Origin of the sequence: Enterobacter sp. BNK-34 (assembly GCF_048684445.1) — a bacterium.
GTDB lineage: Bacteria > Pseudomonadota > Gammaproteobacteria > Enterobacterales > Enterobacteriaceae > Enterobacter > Enterobacter pseudoroggenkampii.
The window spans coordinates 679,836-700,559 of the sequence record NZ_JBLQUA010000001.1; the positions used below are offsets into that span (position 1 = coordinate 679,836).

The window sequence follows — 20,724 nt, forward strand, 5'->3', positions numbered from 1 at the left end:
GTATGAAACGCAAACCCCGTCGCCATGCTCTTTCTGTGCCTGTGCGCCACGGTAAAGTTCAGTGGGAAGCCCGACGAGCCTGGGGAGGTTCACTGATATGTTGTACGATAAATCCCTTGAGAAGGATAACTGTGGTTTCGGCCTGATCGCCCACATAGAAGGCGAACCTAGCCACAAGGTAGTGCGTACTGCTATTCACGCACTGGCCCGTATGCAGCACCGTGGCGCCATCCTTGCCGATGGTAAAACCGGCGACGGTTGCGGCCTGCTGCTGCAAAAACCGGATCGTTTCTTCCGCATCGTGGCGGAAGAGCGCGGCTGGCGTTTAGCCAAAAACTACGCTGTCGGCATGCTGTTCCTGAATCAGGATCCTGAAAAGGCTGCCGCCTCACGCCGCATCGTCGAAGAAGAACTTCAGCGTGAAACCCTGTCGATTGTCGGCTGGCGCAATGTGCCAACCAACGAAGGGGTACTCGGTGAAATCGCCCTCTCCTCGCTGCCTCGTATTGAACAGATTTTCGTCAACGCGCCTGCGGGCTGGCGTCCGCGTGATATGGAACGCCGTCTGTTTATTGCCCGCCGCCGTATTGAAAAACGTCTCCAGGACGATAAAGAGTTCTACGTCTGTAGCCTCTCTAACCTGGTGAACATCTATAAAGGTCTGTGTATGCCGGCTGACCTGCCGCGCTTCTACCTGGACCTGGCGGACCTGCGTCTGGAATCGGCCATTTGCCTGTTCCACCAGCGCTTCTCCACCAACACCGTTCCACGCTGGCCGCTGGCTCAGCCGTTCCGCTACCTGGCGCACAACGGCGAGATCAACACCATCACCGGTAACCGCCAGTGGGCCCGCGCCCGTACCTATAAGTTCCAGACGCCACTGATCCCCGATCTGCACGATGCCGCACCGTTCGTGAACGAAACCGGCTCTGACTCCAGCTCGATGGATAACATGCTGGAACTGCTGCTGGCGGGCGGGATGGATATCGTGCGCGCCATGCGTCTGCTCGTGCCACCGGCCTGGCAGAACAACCCGGATATGGATCCTGAGCTGCGCGCGTTCTTCGACTTTAACTCCATGCACATGGAGCCGTGGGACGGCCCGGCGGGCATCGTGATGTCCGACGGCCGTTTTGCCGCCTGTAACCTGGACCGTAACGGTCTGCGTCCGGCGCGCTACGTCATCACCAAAGACAAGCTCATCACCTGCGCCTCTGAAGTCGGTATCTGGGATTACCAGCCTGACGAAGTGGTCGAGAAAGGCCGCGTCGGTCCGGGCGAGCTGATGGTAATCGACACCCGCGGTGGGCGCATCCTGCACTCCGCCGAAACCGACAACGATCTGAAAAGCCGCCATCCGTACAAAGAGTGGATGGAGAAAAACGTGCGTCGTCTGGTGCCGTTCGAAGATCTGTCGGACGAAGAAGTGGGCAGCCGCGAGCTGGACGACGATACCCTCGCAAGCTACCAGAAGCAGTTTAACTACAGCGCAGAAGAGCTGGACTCCGTCATCCGCGTGCTCGGTGAGAACGGCCAGGAAGCGGTCGGCTCGATGGGTGACGATACCCCGTTTGCCGTGCTCTCCAGCCAGCCGCGCATCATTTACGATTACTTCCGTCAGCAGTTCGCGCAGGTCACCAACCCGCCGATCGATCCGCTGCGTGAAGCACACGTGATGTCGCTGGCCACCAGCATCGGTCGCGAGATGAACGTCTTCTGCGAGGCCGAAGGCCAGGCACACCGTCTGACCTTTAAATCGCCGATCCTGCTGTACTCCGATTTCAAACAGCTTACCACCATGAAAGAGGAGCACTACCGCGCCGACACGCTCGATATTACCTTCGACGTGAACGAAGCGAGCCTCGAAGAGACGGTGAATGCGCTGTGTGACAAAGCCGAACAGATGGTGCGTAACGGTACCGTTCTGCTGGTGCTGTCCGACCGCAACATCGCGAAAAACCGTCTGCCGGTACCGGCCCCGATGGCGGTTGGCGCTATCCAGACGCGTCTGGTCGATAAGAGCCTGCGATGCGACGCCAACATCATTGTGGAAACCGCAAGCGCGCGCGATCCGCACCACTTTGCCGTGCTGCTGGGCTTCGGTGCGACGGCGATCTACCCGTACCTGGCCTACGAAACGCTGGCCCGTCTGGTGGATACCCGCGCGATCGACAAAGATTACCGCGCGGTGATGCTGAACTACCGTAACGGCATCAACAAAGGTCTGTACAAGATCATGTCCAAAATGGGCATCTCGACCATTGCCTCCTACCGCTGCTCGAAGCTGTTTGAAGCGGTCGGCCTGCATGACGAGGTCGCCAACCTCTGCTTCCAGGGCGTGGTCAGCCGCATCGGCGGCGCCGGTTTTGCTGACTTCCAGCAGGATCTGGTGAACCTGTCCAAACGCGCCTGGCTGGCACGTAAGCCGCTGGATCAGGGCGGTCTGCTGAAATACGTTCACGGCGGCGAATACCACGCCTACAACCCGGACGTGGTGCGCACGCTGCAGCAGGCGGTTCAGAGCGGCGAATACCGTGATTATCAGCAGTATGCTGAGCTGGTGAACAACCGTCCGGCGGCAACGCTGCGCGACCTCATTGCCCTGAACCCGGGTGATGAAGCGGTCAGCATTGACGAGGTTGAGCCGGCATCCGAGCTGTTCAAACGCTTCGACACCGCGGCGATGTCCATCGGCGCGCTGAGCCCGGAAGCCCACGAAGCGCTGGCGGAAGCCATGAACAGCATCGGCGGCAACTCTAACTCCGGCGAAGGCGGTGAAGATCCGGCCCGTTACGGTACCAACAAGGTGTCCCGCATCAAGCAGGTGGCATCCGGTCGCTTTGGCGTAACGCCAGCGTACCTGGTCAACGCCGACGTGATTCAGATTAAAGTCGCTCAGGGTGCGAAACCGGGCGAAGGCGGCCAGCTGCCGGGTGATAAAGTTACCCCGTACATCGCCAAACTGCGCTACTCGGTACCGGGCGTGACGCTGATCTCCCCGCCACCGCACCACGATATCTACTCTATCGAGGACTTAGCGCAGCTGATTTTCGACCTGAAGCAGGTCAACCCGAAGGCGATGATCTCCGTGAAGCTGGTTTCCGAACCGGGCGTCGGCACCATCGCCACCGGCGTGGCGAAAGCCTATGCGGACCTCATCACCATCGCCGGCTACGACGGCGGTACCGGTGCAAGCCCGCTCTCCTCCGTGAAATATGCGGGCTGTCCGTGGGAGCTTGGCCTGGTGGAAACCCAGCAGGCGCTGGTGGCTAACGGTCTGCGTCATAAGATCCGCCTGCAGGTGGACGGTGGCCTGAAAACCGGCCTCGACATCATCAAGGCGGCGATCCTCGGTGCGGAAAGCTTCGGCTTCGGTACCGGCCCAATGGTTGCACTTGGCTGTAAATACCTGCGTATTTGCCACCTGAACAACTGCGCAACCGGCGTGGCAACCCAGGACGAGAAGCTGCGTAAGAATCACTATCACGGTCTGCCGTTCAAAGTAACCAACTACTTTGACTTCATCGCCCGCGAAACCCGCGAGCTGATGGCGCAGCTGGGCGTGAAGCGTCTGGTAGACCTGATTGGCCGCACCGATCTGCTGAAAGAGCTGGAAGGCTTCACCGCCAAACAGCAAAAGCTGGAGTTGAGCAAGCTGCTGGAAACCGCGCAGCCGCATCCTGGCAAAGCGGTCTACTGCACCGAGAACAACCCACCGTTCGATAACGGCGTACTGAACGCGCAGCTGCTGCAGCAGGCGAAGCCGTATGTGGACGACAAGCAGAGCAAAACGTTCTGGTTTGATATCCGCAACACCGACCGCTCCGTGGGCGCCTCCCTTTCCGGTTATATCGCGCAAACGCACGGTGACCAGGGGCTGGCGGCGGATCCGATTACCGCGCACTTCAGCGGTACCGCGGGTCAGAGCTTCGGCGTGTGGAACGCAGGCGGCGTTGAGCTTTACCTGACCGGCGATGCCAACGACTACGTCGGCAAAGGCATGGCGGGCGGTCTGCTGGCGGTGCGTCCTCCGGTTGGCTCAGCCTTCCGCAGCCATGAAGCCAGCATCATCGGTAACACCTGCCTGTACGGCGCGACCGGCGGTCGCCTGTTCGCAGCAGGCCGTGCGGGCGAGCGTTTTGCGGTGCGTAACTCCGGTGCCATCACCGTGGTGGAAGGCATTGGCGATAACGGTTGTGAATACATGACGGGCGGGATTGTTTGCGTTCTGGGTAAAACCGGCGTGAACTTTGGCGCGGGCATGACGGGTGGTTTTGCCTACGTCCTGGATGAAGACGGTGAGTTCCGCAAACGCGTGAACCCGGAGCTGGTGGAAGTGCTGGACGTTGATACGCTGGCTATCCACGAAGAACACCTGCGCGGTTTGATCACCGAACACGTGCAGCATACCGGTTCTTCGCGCGGCGAAGAGATCCTGGCGAACTGGCCGGCGTTCTCTGCGAAATTCGCGCTGGTTAAGCCGAAGTCCAGCGATGTTAAAGCCCTGTTGGGTCACCGTAGTCGTAGCGCAGCAGAGCTGCGCGTGCAGGCGCAGTAAGGAATTCAGATGAGCCAGAACGTATACCAGTTTATCGACCTGCAGCGTGTTGATCCGCCAAAGAAACCGCTGAAGATCCGCAAAATTGAATTTGTTGAAATCTACGAGCCGTTTTCAGAGGGCCAGGCCAAAGCGCAGGCAGACCGCTGCCTGTCCTGCGGTAACCCTTACTGTGAATGGAAATGCCCGGTACATAACTACATCCCGAACTGGCTGAAGCTGGCCAACGAAGGACGTATTTTTGAAGCCGCCGAGCTGTCTCACCAGACCAACACCCTGCCGGAAGTGTGCGGCCGCGTGTGTCCTCAGGACCGTCTGTGCGAAGGTTCCTGTACGCTGAACGACGAGTTCGGCGCGGTGACCATCGGCAACATCGAGCGCTATATCAACGATAAAGCGTTCGAGATGGGCTGGCGTCCGGATATGACCGGCGTGAAGCAAACCGACAAGCGCGTGGCGATCATCGGCGCGGGCCCGGCGGGCCTGGCCTGTGCGGACGTGCTGACCCGCAACGGCGTGAAGGCGGTGGTCTTTGACCGTCATCCGGAGATCGGCGGTCTGCTAACCTTCGGTATCCCGGCCTTCAAGCTGGAAAAAGAGGTCATGACCCGTCGCCGTGAAATCTTCACCGGCATGGGCATTGAGTTCAAACTGAACGTGGAAGTGGGCCGCGACGTGCAGCTCGACGACCTGCTGAAGGATTACGACGCCGTGTTCCTGGGCGTGGGCACCTATCAGTCCATGCGCGGCGGTCTGGAGAACGAAGACGCGCCGGGCGTGTACGACGCGCTGCCGTTCCTGATTGCCAACACCAAGCAGATCATGGGCTACGGCGAAACCGCCGATGAGCCTTTCGTCAGCATGGAAGGCAAACGCGTGGTGGTGCTGGGCGGCGGTGATACCGCGATGGACTGCGTGCGTACCTCCATTCGTCAGAATGCGGCACACGTGATCTGCGCCTACCGTCGTGACGAAGAGAACATGCCGGGTTCTAAACGCGAAGTGAAAAACGCGCGTGAAGAGGGCGTGGAGTTCCAGTTCAACATCCAGCCTCTGGGTATTGAAGTGAATGCCAACGGTAAAGTGAGCGGCGTGAAGATGGCGCGCACGGAGATGGGGGCACCGGATGCGAAAGGCCGTCGTCGTGCGGAAATCGTCGCCGGTTCTGAACACGTGATCCCGGCCGATGCCGTGGTGATGGCGTTCGGTTTCCGTCCTCACAGCATGGAGTGGCTGGCGAAGCACAGCGTTGAGCTGGATTCGCAGGGCCGCGTGATTGCGCCAGAAGGCAGCGATAACGCGTTCCAGACCAGCAACCCGAAAATCTTCGCCGGTGGCGATATCGTTCGCGGTTCTGACCTGGTGGTGACGGCGATTGCCGAAGGCCGCAAGGCGGCTGACGGTATACTGAACTACCTGGAAGTGTAAAAAAACAGGCCCGATTGGGCCTGTTTTTTTTATTTCACGACGCGAAGAGCCGGACGGCCACCGCGCGGAGGCGGATCGTCATCAGGGTCATTGTCGTCGTGATGATCGGGTTTATCGCCATCAATAAGTGACATCACCGTGTCGCTTTCGCGCTCATCGGATGCGTTGTCATCATTCAGGCTGGCAACATCTTCATCATACGCCGCTTCCGGCTCGAACATGGTACCCGCCCCGTTTTCACGCGCGTAGATAGCCAGCACGGCTGCCAGAGGTACGGAAACCTGACGCGGCACGCCGCCGAAACGCGCGTTGAAGCGCACTTCATCGTTTGCCAGCTCCAGATTACCCACCGCACGCGGCGCAATGTTCAGTACGATCTGTCCGTCACGCGCGTATTCCATTGGAACCAGCACGCCCGGCAACGTCACATCCACAACCAGGTGCGGCGTGAGCTGGTTATCCAGCAGCCATTCATAGAAGGCGCGCAGCAGATACGGACGGCGTGGGGTAAGTTGTGACATTTCCACAGTCATTAGCCTCGGCCGAGACGCATTTCACGTTCCGGTTCAGTTAAAGATGCCAGGAAAGAGTCGCGTTCAAATACGCGAGTCATATAGCCTTTCAGCTCTTTCGCGCCAGGACCGCTGAACTCTACGCCCAGGGTTGGCAGACGCCACAGCAGCGGTGCCAGGTAGCAATCCACCAGGCTGAACTCATCGCTCAGGAAGAACGGTTTCTGACCAAACACAGGCGCGATTGCCAGCAGCTCTTCACGCAGCTGCTTACGTGCAGCGTCAGCTTCAGAAGCGGAACCGCTGACGATAACGTTCATCAGCGAGTACCAGTCTTTTTCAATACGCTGCATGTACAGGCGGCTTTCACCACGCGCGACAGGGTAAACAGGCATCAGTGGCGGATGCGGGAAACGCTCATCCAGATATTCCATAATGATACGGGATTCCCACAGGGTCAGCTCGCGATCCACCAGCGTCGGTACGCTTTGGCTCGGGTTGAGATCGATCAGATCCTGAGGCGGGTTATCCTTTTCCACATGCTCGATCTCAAAACTGACACCCTTCTCGGCCAGCACGATACGAACCTGATGGCTATAAATGTCAGTAGGACCAGAAAACAGCGTCATTACCGAACGTTTGTTGGCAGCGACAGCCATGAAAACCTCCAGGTATATTCAGAATTTTTACTGCTACCAGCCCAACAGGGGCCAGCCAGATGTTGTATCGCCCATCCCAGAGAAAACACATTGTTCAAGAAACGAACAAAAATCGAGTATTCACCGATATTTGGGCAGAAAATTGGATGATAGTTTACCAGATTTTGATGGCTTTGTGGTGAGGGGATTCTGGAAATGTGGAAAAAGAGAAGATATATGCATGGAGATTGTGGATAACCTGCGCATTATCCATAAAAAAACCCGCCGAAGCGGGTTTTTCGCCAATCGTTCTGCGTAAGCAGAATGGATTAACGTTTGGAGAACTGTGGACGACGACGTGCTTTACGCAGACCCACTTTCTTACGTTCAACCTGACGCGCGTCACGAGTAACGAAGCCAGCTTTACGCAGTTCAGAACGCAGGGATTCGTCGTACTCCATCAGAGCGCGGGTGATACCGTGACGGATCGCACCTGCCTGACCGGAGATACCACCACCTTTAACGGTGATGTACAGATCCAGTTTTTCTACCATGTCAACCAGTTCCAGCGGCTGGCGAACTACCATGCGGGCAGTTTCGCGACCGAAGTATTGTTCCAGAGAACGCTGGTTGATTACGATTTTACCACTGCCCGGTTTGATGAAAACGCGAGCTGCGGAACTTTTGCGGCGACCAGTGCCGTAGTATTGATTTTCAGCCATTGCCTATAATCCCGATTAGATGTCAAGAACTTGCGGTTGCTGTGCCGCGTGGTTGTGCTCGTTGCCTGCGTAAACTTTCAGTTTACGGAACATAGCACGACCCAGCGGGCCTTTTGGCAGCATGCCTTTAACCGCGATTTCAATCACACGCTCAGGACGGCGAGCAATCATCTCTTCAAAGGTCGCTTCTTTGATACCACCGATGTGGCCGGTGTGGTGATAGTACACTTTGTCAGTACGCTTGTTGCCGGTTACAGCAACTTTATCAGCGTTCAGAACGATGATGTAATCACCGGTATCAACGTGCGGAGTGTATTCCGCTTTGTGCTTACCGCGCAGGCGACGAGCCAGTTCAGTAGCCAGACGGCCCAGAGTTTTACCGGTCGCGTCAACAACATACCAGTCGCGCTGTACGGTTTCTGGTTTAGCTGTAAAAGTTTTCATTAAAAGCTTACCCAAATAATAAGTTACACGTTGGTGAACACCCAAACGTTTAGTCAGTTGAGGTTCACACGACAAAGTCCGGCAAACCTACCCCTTCGAATAGCTAATGCCGACACATAGAAAGTTTCGGGAAAAAAACCTTCTCGTAACGTGGGGTCGCAAGATTATAGAGAAGTTGAGGTCAAAGATCGACCCTTAAATGTGATTTGGAATGGGTTTTTCGGGGGTAAGTATTGCGCGGTCTGGTGCCCTCACCCCCGGCCCCTCTCCCACAGGGAGAGGGTGACGTTTGTTACGGCATATGCTCCAGCTTCAGGTATTCCTCGCTCTGCATCTCCTGCAGGCGCGACAGGCAGCGCTGGAATTCAAACTTCAGCCGCTCGCCCTGGTAAATCTCATATAAAGGTACCTCGGCGCTGACCACCAGCTTGACGTGGCGCTCATAAAACTCGTCCACCAGCGCAATGAAGCGCCGTGCTTCGCTCTCCATCAGCCGCGTCATCACCGGTACATCCAGCACCATGACGGTGTGGAACAGACGCGAAAGCGCAATGTAGTCGTGCTGGCTGCGGGCATCCACGCAGAGCGTCGTAAAGGAGACCGCCAGCGTTTGGTTTTCGACGCCAAGGGTGGGCAGCGGGCGATGGTTAATCTCGAGTTCCGGGGCGTGATCGCGTTTTGCCCCCGCCAGCGCCAGCCAAAGCTTATCCATCTCGCGGGTGGTCTCTGCATTTAACGGCGAAAGCCACAGGTGCGCCTGTGTCAGGGTGCGCAGACGATAATCGACACCGGCATCGACGTTCATGATGTCGCAGTGCTGCTTGAGGGCGTCGATGGCGGGCAGAAAGCGTGCCCGCTGCAGGCCGTTACGATAGAGCTCATCCGGCGGGATATTCGACGTGGCCACCAGCGTGATTCCGCGGGCAAATAGCGCTTTCATCAGGCCACCTAACAGCATGGCATCGGTGATGTCAGACACAAAAAACTCATCGAAGCAGAGCACGTCGGTTTCCGCCTTGAACCTGTCGGCCACAATCTCCAGCGGATCGCTTTTACCCTGCAGTGCGGTCAGCTCTTCATGCACCCGCAGCATAAAACGATGGAAGTGCAGGCGCTGTTTACGTGCGCCCGGCAGGCTCAGATAGAACAGGTCCATCAGCCAGGTTTTTCCGCGACCGACCCCGCCCCACATATATAAACCGCGCACCGGCACATGAGCCTGCGGCGTTTTTTTACCGAGCAACCGCCCAAACGCCGCCTTTAGGCCACCGTTCTGTTCGACTTCAGCGGGTTTTGCCGTGAGCTCCTGATAAATCGTCTCCAGACGGTTTACCGCCTCACGTTGAACGTCATCCGGCTGATGAGTGCCCTCGTTTAGGGCCAGTTGATATCGCGATGCAGGGGACAGGTTTTGCATAATCTTATTGTTATTCCTTCAATTAACGCTCACCAGCAGACGCGACTGATGAAAAAAAGGCCGTTCTACACTACGCGATGATACGTCAGGATTCCACTTCTACGGAAATAGCGGTTATAGTGGCATTATCAGGCACAGGCAGGAGCCGAGCCAACACCCTACGGAACAACAAGACAACGGGAGAAGTTCATGACCTGGGAATATGCGCTAATCGGTTTAGTCGTCGGCATCGTTATCGGTGCTGTGGCCATGCGTTTCGGTAATCGCAAATTGCGTCAGCAGCAGTCACTGCAGTACGAACTGGAAAAGAACAAAGCCGAGCTGGAAGAGTATCGTGAAGAGCTGGTCAGCCATTTTGCCCGTAGCGCCGAGCTGCTGGACAACATGGCGACCGACTATCGTCAGCTGTATCAACATATGGCCAAAAGCTCCAGCAGCCTGCTGCCGGAAATGACCGCGGAAACCAACCCGTTCCGCAACCGTCTGGCTGACTCTGAAGCCGGTAACGATCAGGCGCCCGTTCAGATGCCTCGCGACTATTCCGATGGCGCGTCCGGCCTGCTGCGCGGCGGTGTAAAACGCGATTAATCGCATAACCTGAATTTATTTTACGGGCGCAGCGATTGCGCCCGTCCTTTCTTGATGACCCCAGCTATCATTTAGTTAAACACCTCATTGTTCAGCGGTTTAAAATTCAATAACATCAACGTGTTTTTGGGGCCGTTTTTCCTTTATTCCAGGTTACGAGAGTCAACATCGATGAAGAAAAAAAACCAGCTGTTGAGCGCTATCGCGTTAAGTGTCGGGTTATCTCTCTCGGCGTCCGTCCCTGTATTCGCCGCCATCCCCACCCAGGTGCCTGGCCAGGCGGCCATTCCAAGCCTCGCCCCCATGCTGGAAAAAGTGTTGCCTGCGGTCGTCAGCGTTCAGGTTGAGGGTACCGCAGTACAAAGCCAACGCGTCCCTGAAGAACTGAAAAAATATTTTGGCGATGAGTCTCCCGACCAGCAGGCGCAGCCTTTTGAAGGCCTGGGCTCTGGCGTCATTATTGATGCGGCAAAAGGCTATATTCTGACCAACAATCATGTCATCAGCCAGGCCGATAAAATCAGCGTCCAGCTGAACGATGGCCGCGAATTCGATGCTAAACTGATCGGCGGAGATGACCAGAGCGACATCGCGCTGTTGCAGGTGCAAAACCCGAGCAACCTGACCCAGATTGCCATCGCGGACTCCGACAAACTGCGCGTCGGCGATTTTGCCGTCGCCGTGGGCAACCCCTTTGGCTTAGGGCAGACCGCGACTTCCGGGATCGTCTCCGCGCTGGGACGCAGCGGCCTCAATCTGGAAGGGCTGGAAAACTTTATCCAGACCGATGCCTCCATCAACCGTGGGAACTCCGGCGGGGCATTGCTCAACCTTAACGGCGAGCTGATAGGGATTAACACGGCGATTCTGGCCCCGGGCGGCGGCAGCATCGGGATCGGTTTTGCTATCCCCAGCAATATGGCCAAAACCCTCTCTCAACAGCTCATTCAGTTTGGCGAAGTCAAACGCGGGCTGCTGGGTATTAAAGGTATGGAGATGAGCGCGGATATTGCAAAAGCGTTCAACATCAACGTACAGCGCGGGGCGTTTGTCAGTGAAGTGCTGCCAAACTCCGGCTCGGCAAAAGCGGGCGTGAAATCGGGTGATGTGATCGTCAGCCTGAACGACAAGCCGCTGAGCAGCTTTGCCGAACTGCGCTCGCGGATTGCCACCACCGAACCCGGTGCCAAAGTGAAGCTGGGCCTGATACGTGACGGTAAGCCGCTGGACGTTGAAGTCACGCTGGATAAGAGCACCTCTTCCTCTGCCAGTGCGGAGCTTATCGCCCCGGCCCTGCAAGGGGCTACGTTGAGCGATGGGCAGCTGAAAGACGGTACGAAAGGCATTCGCATCGACACCGTCGAGAAGAGCAGCCCTGCCGCACAGGCCGGATTGCATCAGGATGACGTGATCATTAGCGTAAACCGCAATCGCGTGCAGTCCATTGCCGAACTGCGCAAGTTGCTGGAAAGTAAACCGGCGGTTATTGCCCTGCAGGTCATGCGTGGCAATGAGTCCATCTATATACTGTTGCGCTAAGCATTTGTGACCCGGACATCACCGCTGCGTGTGATGTCCGGATAACTCATGTTATGCTGCAAATCGTTCCTTTTTTAACGACACGCGCATCATGCTTTTAAAGCTCTTACGTTCTATTGTCATCGGTTTGATTGTCGCTGGCCTGCTGCTGCTGGCGCTGCCGTCTATACGTCAGTTCAATAAACTGTCGGCTCCCCAGTTCGATAGCACGGATGAAACGCCAGCCACCTATAACCAGGCCGTCCGCCGTGCCGCACCTGCCGTGGTTAACGTCTATAACCGTGGTCTGAACACCTCAGCCCACAACCAGCTGGAGATCCGTACTCTCGGCTCCGGCGTAATCATGGACGAGCGCGGCTACATTATTACCAACAAGCACGTGATTAACGATGCCGACCAGATCATCGTCGCCCTGCAGGATGGCCGCGTATTTGAGGCGTTACTCGTTGGTTCTGACAGCCTGACCGATCTGGCCGTGCTGAAAATTAACGCCACGGGCGGTTTGCCGGTCATCCCGATCAACCGTAAACGTACCCCGCATATTGGTGACGTCGTCCTGGCGATTGGTAACCCTTACAACCTGGGTCAGACCATCACCCAGGGGATTATTAGTGCGACCGGTCGTATTGGCCTCAACCCCTCCGGGCGGCAGAACTTCCTGCAAACCGATGCCTCCATCAACCACGGTAACTCCGGCGGGGCGCTGGTCAACTCGCTGGGTGAACTGATGGGCATCAACACCCTCTCGTTCGATAAGAGTAACGACGGCGAGACGCCGGAAGGGATCGGCTTTGCCATTCCGTTCCAGCTGGCGACCAAGATCATGGATAAGCTGATCCGCGACGGACGCGTGATCCGCGGCTATATCGGTATCGGCGGGCGCGAAATTGCACCGATGCATACCCAGGGCGGTGGTATCGATCAGATTCAGGGGATTGTGGTGAATGAAGTGTCGCCTGGTGGCCCGGCCGCTAATGCGGGTATTCAGGTAAATGACGTCATTGTGTCGGTCAACGGCACGCCAGCGGTCTCTGCGCTGGAGACGATGGACCAGGTGGCAGAGATTCGTCCGGGCTCTATCATCCCTGTTGAAGTCATGCGCAACGATAAGAAACTGACGCTGCATGTGACGATTCAGGAATATCCGGCCACTAACTGACAAGCATAAAAAAACGGAGCGATAAGCTCCGTTTTTTTTGCCAGAAGACGGTTCGTTTTACTTGTTAACGAACTCTTCACCCAGGGTGATATCTTTCTTCAGCGTATCCAGCATACCTTCCATCGCGTGTTGTTCAAACGCGCTCAGCGTACCAATGGATTTACGCTCTTCGATACCGTTTTTACCCAGCAGCAGCGGTTGAGAGAAGAAGCGAGCGTGTTCGCCATCGCCTTCAACGTAAGCGCATTCAACAACGCCTTTCTCGCCCTGCAGAGCGCGAACCAGTGACAGGCCAAAACGCGCAGCTGCCTGGCCCATAGACAGGGTTGCAGAACCGCCACCCGCCTTCGCTTCCACCACTTCGGTGCCCGCGTTCTGGATGCGTTTAGTCAGGTCAGCCACTTCCTGCTCGGTGAAGCTCACGCCTGGGATCTGCGACAGCAGAGGCAGGATGGTGACGCCAGAGTGACCGCCAATGACCGGCACTTCCACTTCTGTTGGCTGTTTGCCTTTCAGCTCAGCAACAAAGGTGTTGGAACGGATGATATCCAGCGTGGTCACGCCGAACAGTTTGTTTTTGTCGTAAACACCCGCTTTCTTCAGCACTTCTGCCGCGATAGCCACGGTAGTGTTCACCGGGTTAGTGATGATACCGATGCATGCTTTCGGGCAGATTTCTGCAATCTGCTGCACCAGGTTTTTCACGATGCCCGCGTTGACGTTGAACAGGTCTGAACGATCCATGCCTGGCTTACGCGCCACGCCTGCAGAAATCAGCACCACGTCAGCACCCTGCAGTGCAGGACGTGCATCTTCACCGGAGAAGCCTTTGATTTTTACAGCGGTCGGGATGTGGCTCAGGTCAACCGCCACACCTGGGGTTACCGGAGCAATATCGTACAGGGAGAGTTCTGAGCCTGAAGGCAGTTGGGTTTTCAGTAGTAGGGCAAGCGCCTGGCCGATACCACCAGCAGCGCCGAGGACTGCGACTTTCATCCTAAACTCCTTATTATGGTTAACTTAAGTATCTGTAAATCCGTTGCGGCGACCATAATTCAGCAAGTAAATAATTACAATTTTCGTAGCTAAAGAATTTGAGGTCACGCGACTTTATCTCTCATCAGAAGACTATCTGACGACAAATGGCAACGCATTAAGAGGTGGTTACAATACACCCTGCCCCGCCACCAAAACAACATCATTTTGATAACATTTAATTTACTTTTAAGCTTATTTGCGCGGCGTGACCCAGGCATGTTTTCTGATAACGAAATCTGATAAAATCACTCCCTTTCATAACATTATTTCAGCCTGGCGCTGGGTAGATAATTTGCATAAAAATTCATCCACATGCATAATAATGTTGTTTCTATCGTCATATTCCGGGTGACTTATGCGAAGCTCGTCTAAGCAAGAAGAATTAGTAAAGGCGTTTAAGGCGCTACTCAAAGAAGAGAAATTCAGTTCTCAGGGAGAAATTGTTCAGGCGCTGCAGGAACAAGGCTTCGATAACATCAATCAGTCGAAAGTCTCCCGCATGTTAACGAAATTTGGCGCGGTGCGTACCCGTAACGCCAAGATGGAGATGGTCTATTGCCTGCCGGCAGAACTTGGCGTGCCGACCACCTCCAGCCCGCTCAAAAATCTGGTTCTGGATATCGATCATAACGACGCCGTAGTGGTGATCCACACAAGCCCTGGGGCCGCACAGCTGATTGCCCGCATGCTGGACTCGCTGGGTAAAACGGAGGGTATCCTCGGGACTATCGCCGGCGATGACACCATCTTTACCACACCAGCCAGCGGTTTCTCCGTGAAAGATCTCCACGAAGCGATTCTGGTTCTGTTCGAACAGGAACTCTAATCCCCTCTCCCCGTAGCGTCGCTACGGGGATCGTTCTGCTTACGCTGCGTTTCCCCCTCTTTTCTACTGCCCTTCACTTTGACAAATAGTGCTTTTTACCACCCATTAACATTCATCTGGTGAATGCTAAATCAAAAAATCGCACAAAAAATCAAAAGCTACTATCCATATGATTTAATTAGATATAACCACCACAATCGAACAAAAAACACCCAATATTATGCAATTTGGTTATAAAAAATAGTCTGGTTAACACGTAATAACAATAGAAACCATTAGTCTGGTATTAATTTTTACCGTTATTAGTGTATACTTGATTTTGTGATGAGGGTCACGAAACAAGACCCCACTAAAAAATTCGACGAGGTAAGAATCATGAAAATCAAATCAACTGTAGCGGCGCTGAGCGTCCTGTCTGTCCTGTCATTCGGTGCTTTCGCTGCCGACTCTATCAATGCTGACCAGGCGCAATCCCGCCAGGCCATCGGTACGGTTTCTGTCGGCGCGGTCGGCACATCGCCAATGGACATGCGTGAGATGCTGAACAAAAAAGCGGAAGAACAGGGTGCGTCATCCTATCGCATCATCGAAGCGCGTTCTGGTGACCACTGGCACGCCACCGCTGAGCTGTACAAATAAGTTTTAGTAATAACTAAAAACGTAAATCTCCCCTCAACGGCACCAGGCATAAAAATAGCGGTTCAACCCTTCTCGCCGTTGAGTAAAAAACCCTATTCAGGAGTAAAGACTATGAAAACCAAATTGATCATCGCAACCCTCGGTCTGGCATCCGTTCTCTCTTTCGGCGCAAGTGCAGCCGTACAGCAGGTGAATGCCGACCAGGCACAAAATCTGCAGCCAATGGGCAGCGTATCCGTGACGTCAGTCACCGGTTCCCCAATGGATATTCGTCACGAACTTGCCGCCAAAGCTGAAAAAGCAGGCGCCAGCAGCTATCGCGTCACCGAACTGAATCAGGGTGACCACTGGCATGCAACGGCAGAGCTGTACAAATAAACCCTCGTCGTATCTCATCATACGACTTGCCCCTGGCCTCATGGTCAGGGGCTTTTTTTTTGATTCAATGCCGCGCGTTAAAGCGCAGCTGCCCTTCAAGCTCTTCTTCCGCTTCATCGAAAAGCAATATCAGCGCGCCAAAACGTCTGCGAAGCTTATCGGGCAAATGGATGAACTCAATTTCCAGCGGTAGCGGCAGCAGGCTGCCGGTCACCACGTCCCACAGCGTATCCAGATTCGTCACGCTTTCCCGTTCAAGATCAAACACCCGGATAAATTCACGGTAGAAGTCTTCCTGACTGTCGATCTCGTCAAAATCAAACGTATAGGTTTTCATTGCCAGCCACCCAGTCCAGGCGAGCGGCAGATGCCGCCCTGTCTATTATAATCCCCCAATATGCAGGGTTTTAACTTCCAGATACTCTTCCAGCCCAAGCACGGAGCCCTCTCGTCCAAGACCTGACTCTTTTACGCCGCCAAAGGGGCCGAGCTCCGTGGAGACGGCACACTCGTTAATGCCAATCATCCCGCTCTCGATTGCCTGTGAAACGCGGAAGACCCGTGAGAGATTCTGGGTATAGAAGTAAGCCGCCAGCCCATAGGGCGTGTTGTTGGCGCGCTGGATAACTTCATCTTCCGAGGTGAAACGGAAGCACGCCGCCACCGGGCCAAACGTCTCTTCTTCTGCCAGCTTCATGCCTTCATGGCAGTCGCCCAGTACGGTTGGCATCCAGAAATTCCCACCAAGCGGATGGGGTTTACCCCCAGCCAGTACGGTTGCGCCCCGGGCAACGGCATCGTCGACATGCTCACGCACCTTGTTGACCGCAGAAGGTTCAATCAGCGGCCCGACGACCACCCCTTCGTCAAGACCATTGCCCACCTTCAGCCCATTCACCGCATCGGCAAGTTTATTAACAAATTTGTCGTAGACGGTTTCCTGAATATAAAAACGGTTCACGCTGACGCAGACCTGCCCGGCATTGCGGAACTTGTTGGCGATCGCCCCCTTAACCGCTGCGTCGATATCCGCATCCTCAAAAACGATATAAGGAGCATTTCCCCCCAGCTCCATCGAGACTTTCTTCATGGTTTCTGCGGCGTTACGCACCAGCGTTTTGCCGACGGAGGTTGAACCCGTAAAGGAGATTTTACGCACGTCCCGGCTTGCCATAATCGCATCGCTGATTTCATGCGTATTCCCGGCCACGGCGTTGAGCACGCCGTCGGGTACGCCGGCCTGTTTTGCCAGGGTAAGCAGCGCAAAGGCACTGAGCGGTGTGTTATTGGCCGGTTTGATCACCCCGGTACATCCTGCTGCCAGCGCCGGGCCTAACTTGCGGGTGAGCATGGCCATCGGGAAGTTCCACGGCGTAATCGCCGCGACCACACCAATGGGTTCACGGGTCGCCAGAATGCGTGAGCCGGGTTTGATCGGCGGAATAATTTCACCGTTGGCGCGTTTGGCTTCTTCGGCAAACCACTGGATAAAGCTGGCGGCGTACTCGACTTCTCCCTCAGCCTCTTTCAGGGGTTTGCCCTGTTCGGTGGTCATTAACCGCCCGAGCCAGCTTTTATTCTCAATAATCAGTTCGTACCAGCGGTAGAGAATCGCCGAACGCTCTTTTGCGGTTTTGGCACGCCAGGCCGGGAAGGCTTTGGTGGCCGCTGCGATAGCGTCTTCGGTTTGTGCTTTACCCGCCTTCGCGACTTTAGCGATGACTTCCCCGGTCGCGGGGTTAAGTACATCGAACGTCGTGTCCAGCGTTTTCCAGATTCCATTGACCAGATAACCGGTCTGAAAAAGGATGTGATCCTGAAGCGCCTGGGTCGTCATGTGTCCTCCCTTCCTGAAATGTAAGAACGTGCTGGAATAAGTATAGCCACAAAAAAACCGACGCTTTTGGCGTCGGTTTTTTTACTTCAGTCAGTTATCCGTGAGGGCATTCTGGTAGCGATGCAGCATAAACACCAGCCGTCCTACCGGCTCGGTCACCTGAGGCGGTGCTTCCCAGTGCTTTAGCTTCTCCTGGTAGATATCGAGCTCTTCAAGCAGCTGCGTAAAGTAACGACGTCGTTTGTCATCGCTGCTGGCAGAAAGCACGTGATCGGCGGTACGACGCAGCTGGCGGTGCCAGGCCGACAGATCGTCGTTGATCGGCACCGGCGCGTTACGCAGACGCTGGTGCGCGATGATCATGGTTAACGCCAGGCGGAACTTTGCGATATCGCCCGGGAACTTGTTCAGCAGTAAAAACAGCTGCTGGTAGAGCGCGGGCAGGTGGTTCTCTTTACGGCGCGCGGTATTGGTTGTCATCGACGATACGGCAGCCGACACGAACTGGTTCAGCAGCACGCGGCCCGTTCTTGCCTGCGAGTTATCCCGAACCAGAAGTATCACCATCATGGCCAGGAAACAGCCCACCAGCTGACCTAACGCGCTGTCGAGGAACTGGCTGAAATGGAAGGTCATCGGGTTATCGAGCACGATGATGTTAATCGTACTTGCCAGCGCCCCCAGCGATCCCAGGCGCCGCTTTTGTACTTCAATGCCGATAAAGAACGCCATTACCGCCAGACTAATACAGAGCAGCAGCATGCTCTGCTGGGTAGACGGGATGATGACCAGAAAATAGAGCGCGCCTATCGGCAGGGCGGCAATGGTGCCGTAGAGGAAATCAATGGCGACCATTCGCGGGTTAGGCAGACGCATCGCCAGTGCGGTCACGACGGCAATCATCACCATCGCGCCGCTGCCGGACGTCCAGCCCGTCCACAGCCAGAACAGCGTGCCGAGCATACAGGCCAGCGTGGTACGCCAGAAGTTGACCATGGCGTGATGGCGCTCGGCGGATTCCGCCTTGATCACCACTTCGCCCTGCAGCACCTCTTCTTCCGCCGCGCTGATTTTGGTATTCCCGATCACGCCGCGCTTCAGCAGCAGATAGCGCGTCGCGGCGCCGACCCAGGTGTAGATCGTCACCGGCGTGTCGCGCTCCCCTGTCCAGGCAATCACCCGACGTATGCGCTTAAGCTGCTTGTGCACGTCCTGCACGGTTTCCACCGGCTCGGCAAACAGTTCGCGGAACGTATCGGTGACAGCTTTCGGCCGGGTGTTCTGAATCAAATAGGTTTCACATGCCTGGGTAATCAGCGTCAGAGAGACGGTGTTGAGGGCTTTCAGGCGACGATTCGCGCGAGCCCAGCGCGAGGACTCCATATTAAGGTTGCTGCGCATCCCTTCCAGCGCCTGCGTACGACGTACCAGCCCGCTCCAGGCTTTATCCACCTCTTCGCTGTCGCCGTGCTTAATGCAGAGCTGCATCAGCTGGTACTGGGCAACCATCAGCGCGTCAAGCTCAAGGTCGACTTCCTGCTTGATGGAGCGCGGGGAGAACAGCAGGTCAGCGACGATTGCACTGACAATACCAATCACAATCTCGCTGCAGCGCTCCACCGCAAACTGTGGGGCGAGCAGCGGTTCAGACTGAATGGTAATGACAATAATCAGCGCGGTATAGCCCGCCAGCCCCCAGGCGTAGGAGTTCTCCACTTTCACCAGAGACGAGATCCAGGTGCAAAAGCCCGCCCAGATACAGCAGACCATCAGCATCAGCAGCGGCGTGCGGATCATCAGAATAATAATGGTGAGCGCCGCGAAACAGCCGATAAACGTCCCGATGATACGCAACATCCCGCGATAGCGGATCGCGCCTGAATAGGGTTCCCCACCCGCAGCAAAGGCCGGGCCCGCCGCGACAATCGCAGCCGTCAGCACCGCCCAGCGAGGGGTTTCAAGCTGGAAGTGAAAGCCAACAAACAGCGCCAGCACAATGGCACACGCCAGCTTCACGGCGAAGCGAATGTGTTGGCTGGCGATGGAAAAGATGCCCATAGCGATTAACCAAACTCGCGCAGACGGTGGGCGATTTTACGGAAGAACGAGTCCTGGCTGGCATCCCGATCTTTTTCACCGGTAATCACCACCGTCGCCGTGGTACCCGCAGGCCACAGATTTCCCTGCTGCTCGTCCAGGTGGATGCGCACCGGCACGCGCTGGGCCAGACGCACCCACTCGAGGTTGGAATCTACCGTCGCCATCCCTTTAGCATCGTTAGAGCTGCTGGAGTTAGTCACCCCTGCGGCGACGCTGTCGACGGTGCCTTTAAAGACGCGATTGCTGCCCAGCGGCGTGATCTCCGCGCGATACCCTGGACGTACACCCTCCAGCTTGGTCTCTTCCATATAGGCGAGCACGTAGAAGGAGTTCTGTTTAACCAGCGCCACGGCGGTTGAGCCGCGGGTAATGAATTCCCCGGCGTAGACGTTCAGGTTGGTCACCCAGCCATCCGACGGCGCACGGATCACGGTGCGCTCCAGATCGAGCTTCGCCAGATCGCGCGTTGCCTGCGCTTTCGCCAGCTGGTGGAGCACGGTCTGCAGCACGTTGTTGGACTGGTCAATCTCTTCACGGGACATTGCCTGAACGCCCAGCTGATTGCGGCGGCCAGCCTCGCGGCGTTTCTCCGCAGCCAGCGCCTGGTAATAGGCCACGTCCGCTTCCGCCTCTTCCAGCGCTTTCTGGTAACGAGGCTGGTCGATGGTGAACAGGACCTGATCTTTCTTCACCAGCTGGTTGTCGTGGACGTTGACCGCCGTGATAAGACCGGCCACGTCAGGGGCGATGGCCACCACATCGGCGCTGAAGCGTGCATCACGCGTCCACGGTGATTCGGTGTAATAGACCCAGGCGCGGAAAATAGCGATGAAGGCGAGGATAACCAGCGCCGTAGTGATGGCAGTGCGGGAGATTTTTCTTGTTAGCGTTTTCACATCAA

General features: G+C 55.9%; 18 protein-coding genes. 8 read left to right on the forward strand and 10 right to left on the reverse strand.

The annotated features are described in order from the left end of the window. Positions 1–97 precede the first annotated feature (97 nt). Both gltB and gltD read left to right on the forward strand, forming a co-directional pair. A complete protein-coding gene (gene gltB, locus ACMGG5_RS03495; protein ID WP_032645059.1) occupies positions 98–4,558 on the forward strand; it encodes a glutamate synthase large subunit in 4,461 nt (1,486 codons plus the stop codon). Positions 4,559–4,567: 9 nt separating this feature from the next. Then, complete coding sequence (gltD, locus tag ACMGG5_RS03500) at positions 4,568–5,986, forward strand: glutamate synthase subunit GltD (RefSeq protein WP_023309377.1); 1,419 nt, start codon at positions 4,568–4,570, stop codon at positions 5,984–5,986. Positions 5,987–6,015: 29 nt separating this feature from the next. Here the strand turns inward: gltD and sspB are convergent, their stop codons facing one another. The 5 genes from sspB to zapE form a co-directional block, all read right to left on the reverse strand. After that, a complete protein-coding gene (gene sspB, locus ACMGG5_RS03505) occupies positions 6,016–6,513 on the reverse strand; it encodes a ClpXP protease specificity-enhancing factor (protein ID WP_024906337.1) in 498 nt (165 codons plus the stop codon). A gap of 5 nt (positions 6,514–6,518) precedes the next feature. After that, positions 6,519–7,157, reverse strand: a complete 639-nt coding sequence (gene sspA, locus ACMGG5_RS03510; RefSeq protein ID WP_023333624.1) for a stringent starvation protein SspA — start codon at positions 7,155–7,157, stop codon at positions 6,519–6,521. A gap of 308 nt (positions 7,158–7,465) precedes the next feature. Then, positions 7,466–7,858 (reverse strand): 30S ribosomal protein S9, encoded by a 393-nt coding sequence (gene rpsI, locus ACMGG5_RS03515; protein WP_003860436.1) that lies wholly within the window; start codon positions 7,856–7,858, stop codon positions 7,466–7,468. 15 nt (positions 7,859–7,873) lie between these two features. Beyond that, a complete protein-coding gene (gene rplM / locus ACMGG5_RS03520) occupies positions 7,874–8,302 on the reverse strand; it encodes a 50S ribosomal protein L13 (RefSeq protein WP_006178824.1) in 429 nt (142 codons plus the stop codon). Positions 8,303–8,594: 292 nt separating this feature from the next. Next, entirely contained in the window at positions 8,595–9,719 is a 1,125-nt protein-coding gene (gene zapE, locus ACMGG5_RS03525; protein ID WP_024906336.1) for a cell division protein ZapE, read from the reverse strand. Positions 9,720–9,908: 189 nt separating this feature from the next. On the opposite strand from zapE, the gene zapG reads away from it, so the two are divergent. From zapG to degS, 3 genes are all read left to right on the forward strand, one after another. Further along, complete coding sequence (zapG, locus tag ACMGG5_RS03530) at positions 9,909–10,307, forward strand: Z-ring associated protein ZapG (protein WP_008502832.1); 399 nt, start codon at positions 9,909–9,911, stop codon at positions 10,305–10,307. A 171-nt stretch (positions 10,308–10,478) separates the two neighbouring features. Continuing rightward, positions 10,479–11,846, forward strand: a complete 1,368-nt coding sequence (gene degQ / locus ACMGG5_RS03535) for a serine endoprotease DegQ (RefSeq protein ID WP_024906335.1) — start codon at positions 10,479–10,481, stop codon at positions 11,844–11,846. 91 nt (positions 11,847–11,937) lie between these two features. Further along, a complete protein-coding gene (gene degS, locus ACMGG5_RS03540; RefSeq protein WP_024906334.1) occupies positions 11,938–13,005 on the forward strand; it encodes an outer membrane-stress sensor serine endopeptidase DegS in 1,068 nt (355 codons plus the stop codon). Between the two features lie 57 nt (positions 13,006–13,062). On the opposite strand, the gene mdh is transcribed toward degS, so the two are convergent. After that, the gene (mdh, locus tag ACMGG5_RS03545) at positions 13,063–14,001 is read right to left on the reverse strand and encodes a malate dehydrogenase (RefSeq protein ID WP_023309387.1); all 939 of its coding nucleotides are present in this window, start codon (positions 13,999–14,001) and stop codon (positions 13,063–13,065) included. Positions 14,002–14,398: 397 nt separating this feature from the next. Here mdh and argR point away from each other — a divergent pair, with 397 nt between their 5' ends. From argR to yhcN (ACMGG5_RS03560), 3 genes are all read left to right on the forward strand, one after another. Further along, positions 14,399–14,869, forward strand: coding sequence for a transcriptional regulator ArgR (gene argR / locus ACMGG5_RS03550; protein WP_023309388.1), 471 nt, complete (start codon positions 14,399–14,401; stop codon positions 14,867–14,869). Between the two features lie 375 nt (positions 14,870–15,244). Beyond that, positions 15,245–15,508 carry a peroxide/acid stress response protein YhcN gene (yhcN, locus tag ACMGG5_RS03555; protein WP_024906333.1) on the forward strand — a complete coding sequence of 88 codons (264 nt, stop codon included), beginning with the start codon at positions 15,245–15,247 and terminating at the stop codon, positions 15,506–15,508. 111 nt (positions 15,509–15,619) lie between these two features. Further along, positions 15,620–15,886, forward strand: coding sequence for a peroxide/acid stress response protein YhcN (yhcN, locus tag ACMGG5_RS03560; protein WP_024906332.1), 267 nt, complete (start codon positions 15,620–15,622; stop codon positions 15,884–15,886). Positions 15,887–15,950: 64 nt separating this feature from the next. On the opposite strand, the gene ACMGG5_RS03565 is transcribed toward yhcN (ACMGG5_RS03560), so the two are convergent. The 4 genes from ACMGG5_RS03565 to aaeA all read right to left on the reverse strand — a co-directional run bounded on the left by ACMGG5_RS03565 (position 15,951) and on the right by aaeA (position 20,719). After that, positions 15,951–16,223, reverse strand: coding sequence for a barstar family protein (locus ACMGG5_RS03565; protein ID WP_008502839.1), 273 nt, complete (start codon positions 16,221–16,223; stop codon positions 15,951–15,953). A gap of 45 nt (positions 16,224–16,268) precedes the next feature. Then, the gene (locus tag ACMGG5_RS03570; protein ID WP_061716408.1) at positions 16,269–17,723 is read right to left on the reverse strand and encodes an NAD-dependent succinate-semialdehyde dehydrogenase; all 1,455 of its coding nucleotides are present in this window, start codon (positions 17,721–17,723) and stop codon (positions 16,269–16,271) included. A 90-nt stretch (positions 17,724–17,813) separates the two neighbouring features. Beyond that, complete coding sequence (gene aaeB / locus ACMGG5_RS03575; protein ID WP_420277528.1) at positions 17,814–19,781, reverse strand: p-hydroxybenzoic acid efflux pump subunit AaeB; 1,968 nt, start codon at positions 19,779–19,781, stop codon at positions 17,814–17,816. Between the two features lie 5 nt (positions 19,782–19,786). Further along, the gene (gene aaeA / locus ACMGG5_RS03580; protein ID WP_032650427.1) at positions 19,787–20,719 is read right to left on the reverse strand and encodes a p-hydroxybenzoic acid efflux pump subunit AaeA; all 933 of its coding nucleotides are present in this window, start codon (positions 20,717–20,719) and stop codon (positions 19,787–19,789) included. Positions 20,720–20,724 lie beyond the last annotated feature (5 nt).

Excerpts from the sequence above, each read along its gene's own strand:
- ACMGG5_RS03565 (WP_008502839.1), bottom strand. The coding sequence starts at position 16,223 with ATGAAAACCTATACGTTTGATTTTGACGAGATCGACAGTCAGGAAGAC.
- sspA (WP_023333624.1), bottom strand. The coding sequence starts at position 7,157 with ATGGCTGTCGCTGCCAACAAACGTTCGGTAATGACGCTGTTTTCTGGT.
- yhcN (WP_024906332.1), top strand. The coding sequence starts at position 15,620 with ATGAAAACCAAATTGATCATCGCAACCCTCGGTCTGGCATCCGTTCTC.
- zapG (WP_008502832.1), top strand. The coding sequence starts at position 9,909 with ATGACCTGGGAATATGCGCTAATCGGTTTAGTCGTCGGCATCGTTATC.
- aaeB (WP_420277528.1), bottom strand. The coding sequence starts at position 19,781 with ATGGGCATCTTTTCCATCGCCAGCCAACACATTCGCTTCGCCGTGAAG.
- gltD (WP_023309377.1), top strand. The coding sequence starts at position 4,568 with ATGAGCCAGAACGTATACCAGTTTATCGACCTGCAGCGTGTTGATCCG.
- zapE (WP_024906336.1), bottom strand. The coding sequence starts at position 9,719 with ATGCAAAACCTGTCCCCTGCATCGCGATATCAACTGGCCCTAAACGAG.
- degS (WP_024906334.1), top strand. The coding sequence starts at position 11,938 with ATGCTTTTAAAGCTCTTACGTTCTATTGTCATCGGTTTGATTGTCGCT.
- rpsI (WP_003860436.1), bottom strand. The coding sequence starts at position 7,858 with ATGGCTGAAAATCAATACTACGGCACTGGTCGCCGCAAAAGTTCCGCA.
- argR (WP_023309388.1), top strand. The coding sequence starts at position 14,399 with ATGCGAAGCTCGTCTAAGCAAGAAGAATTAGTAAAGGCGTTTAAGGCG.
- yhcN (WP_024906333.1), top strand. The coding sequence starts at position 15,245 with ATGAAAATCAAATCAACTGTAGCGGCGCTGAGCGTCCTGTCTGTCCTG.
- rplM (WP_006178824.1), bottom strand. The coding sequence starts at position 8,302 with ATGAAAACTTTTACAGCTAAACCAGAAACCGTACAGCGCGACTGGTAT.
- mdh (WP_023309387.1), bottom strand. The coding sequence starts at position 14,001 with ATGAAAGTCGCAGTCCTCGGCGCTGCTGGTGGTATCGGCCAGGCGCTT.
- degQ (WP_024906335.1), top strand. The coding sequence starts at position 10,479 with ATGAAGAAAAAAAACCAGCTGTTGAGCGCTATCGCGTTAAGTGTCGGG.
- gltB (WP_032645059.1), top strand. The coding sequence starts at position 98 with ATGTTGTACGATAAATCCCTTGAGAAGGATAACTGTGGTTTCGGCCTG.
- ACMGG5_RS03570 (WP_061716408.1), bottom strand. The coding sequence starts at position 17,723 with ATGACGACCCAGGCGCTTCAGGATCACATCCTTTTTCAGACCGGTTAT.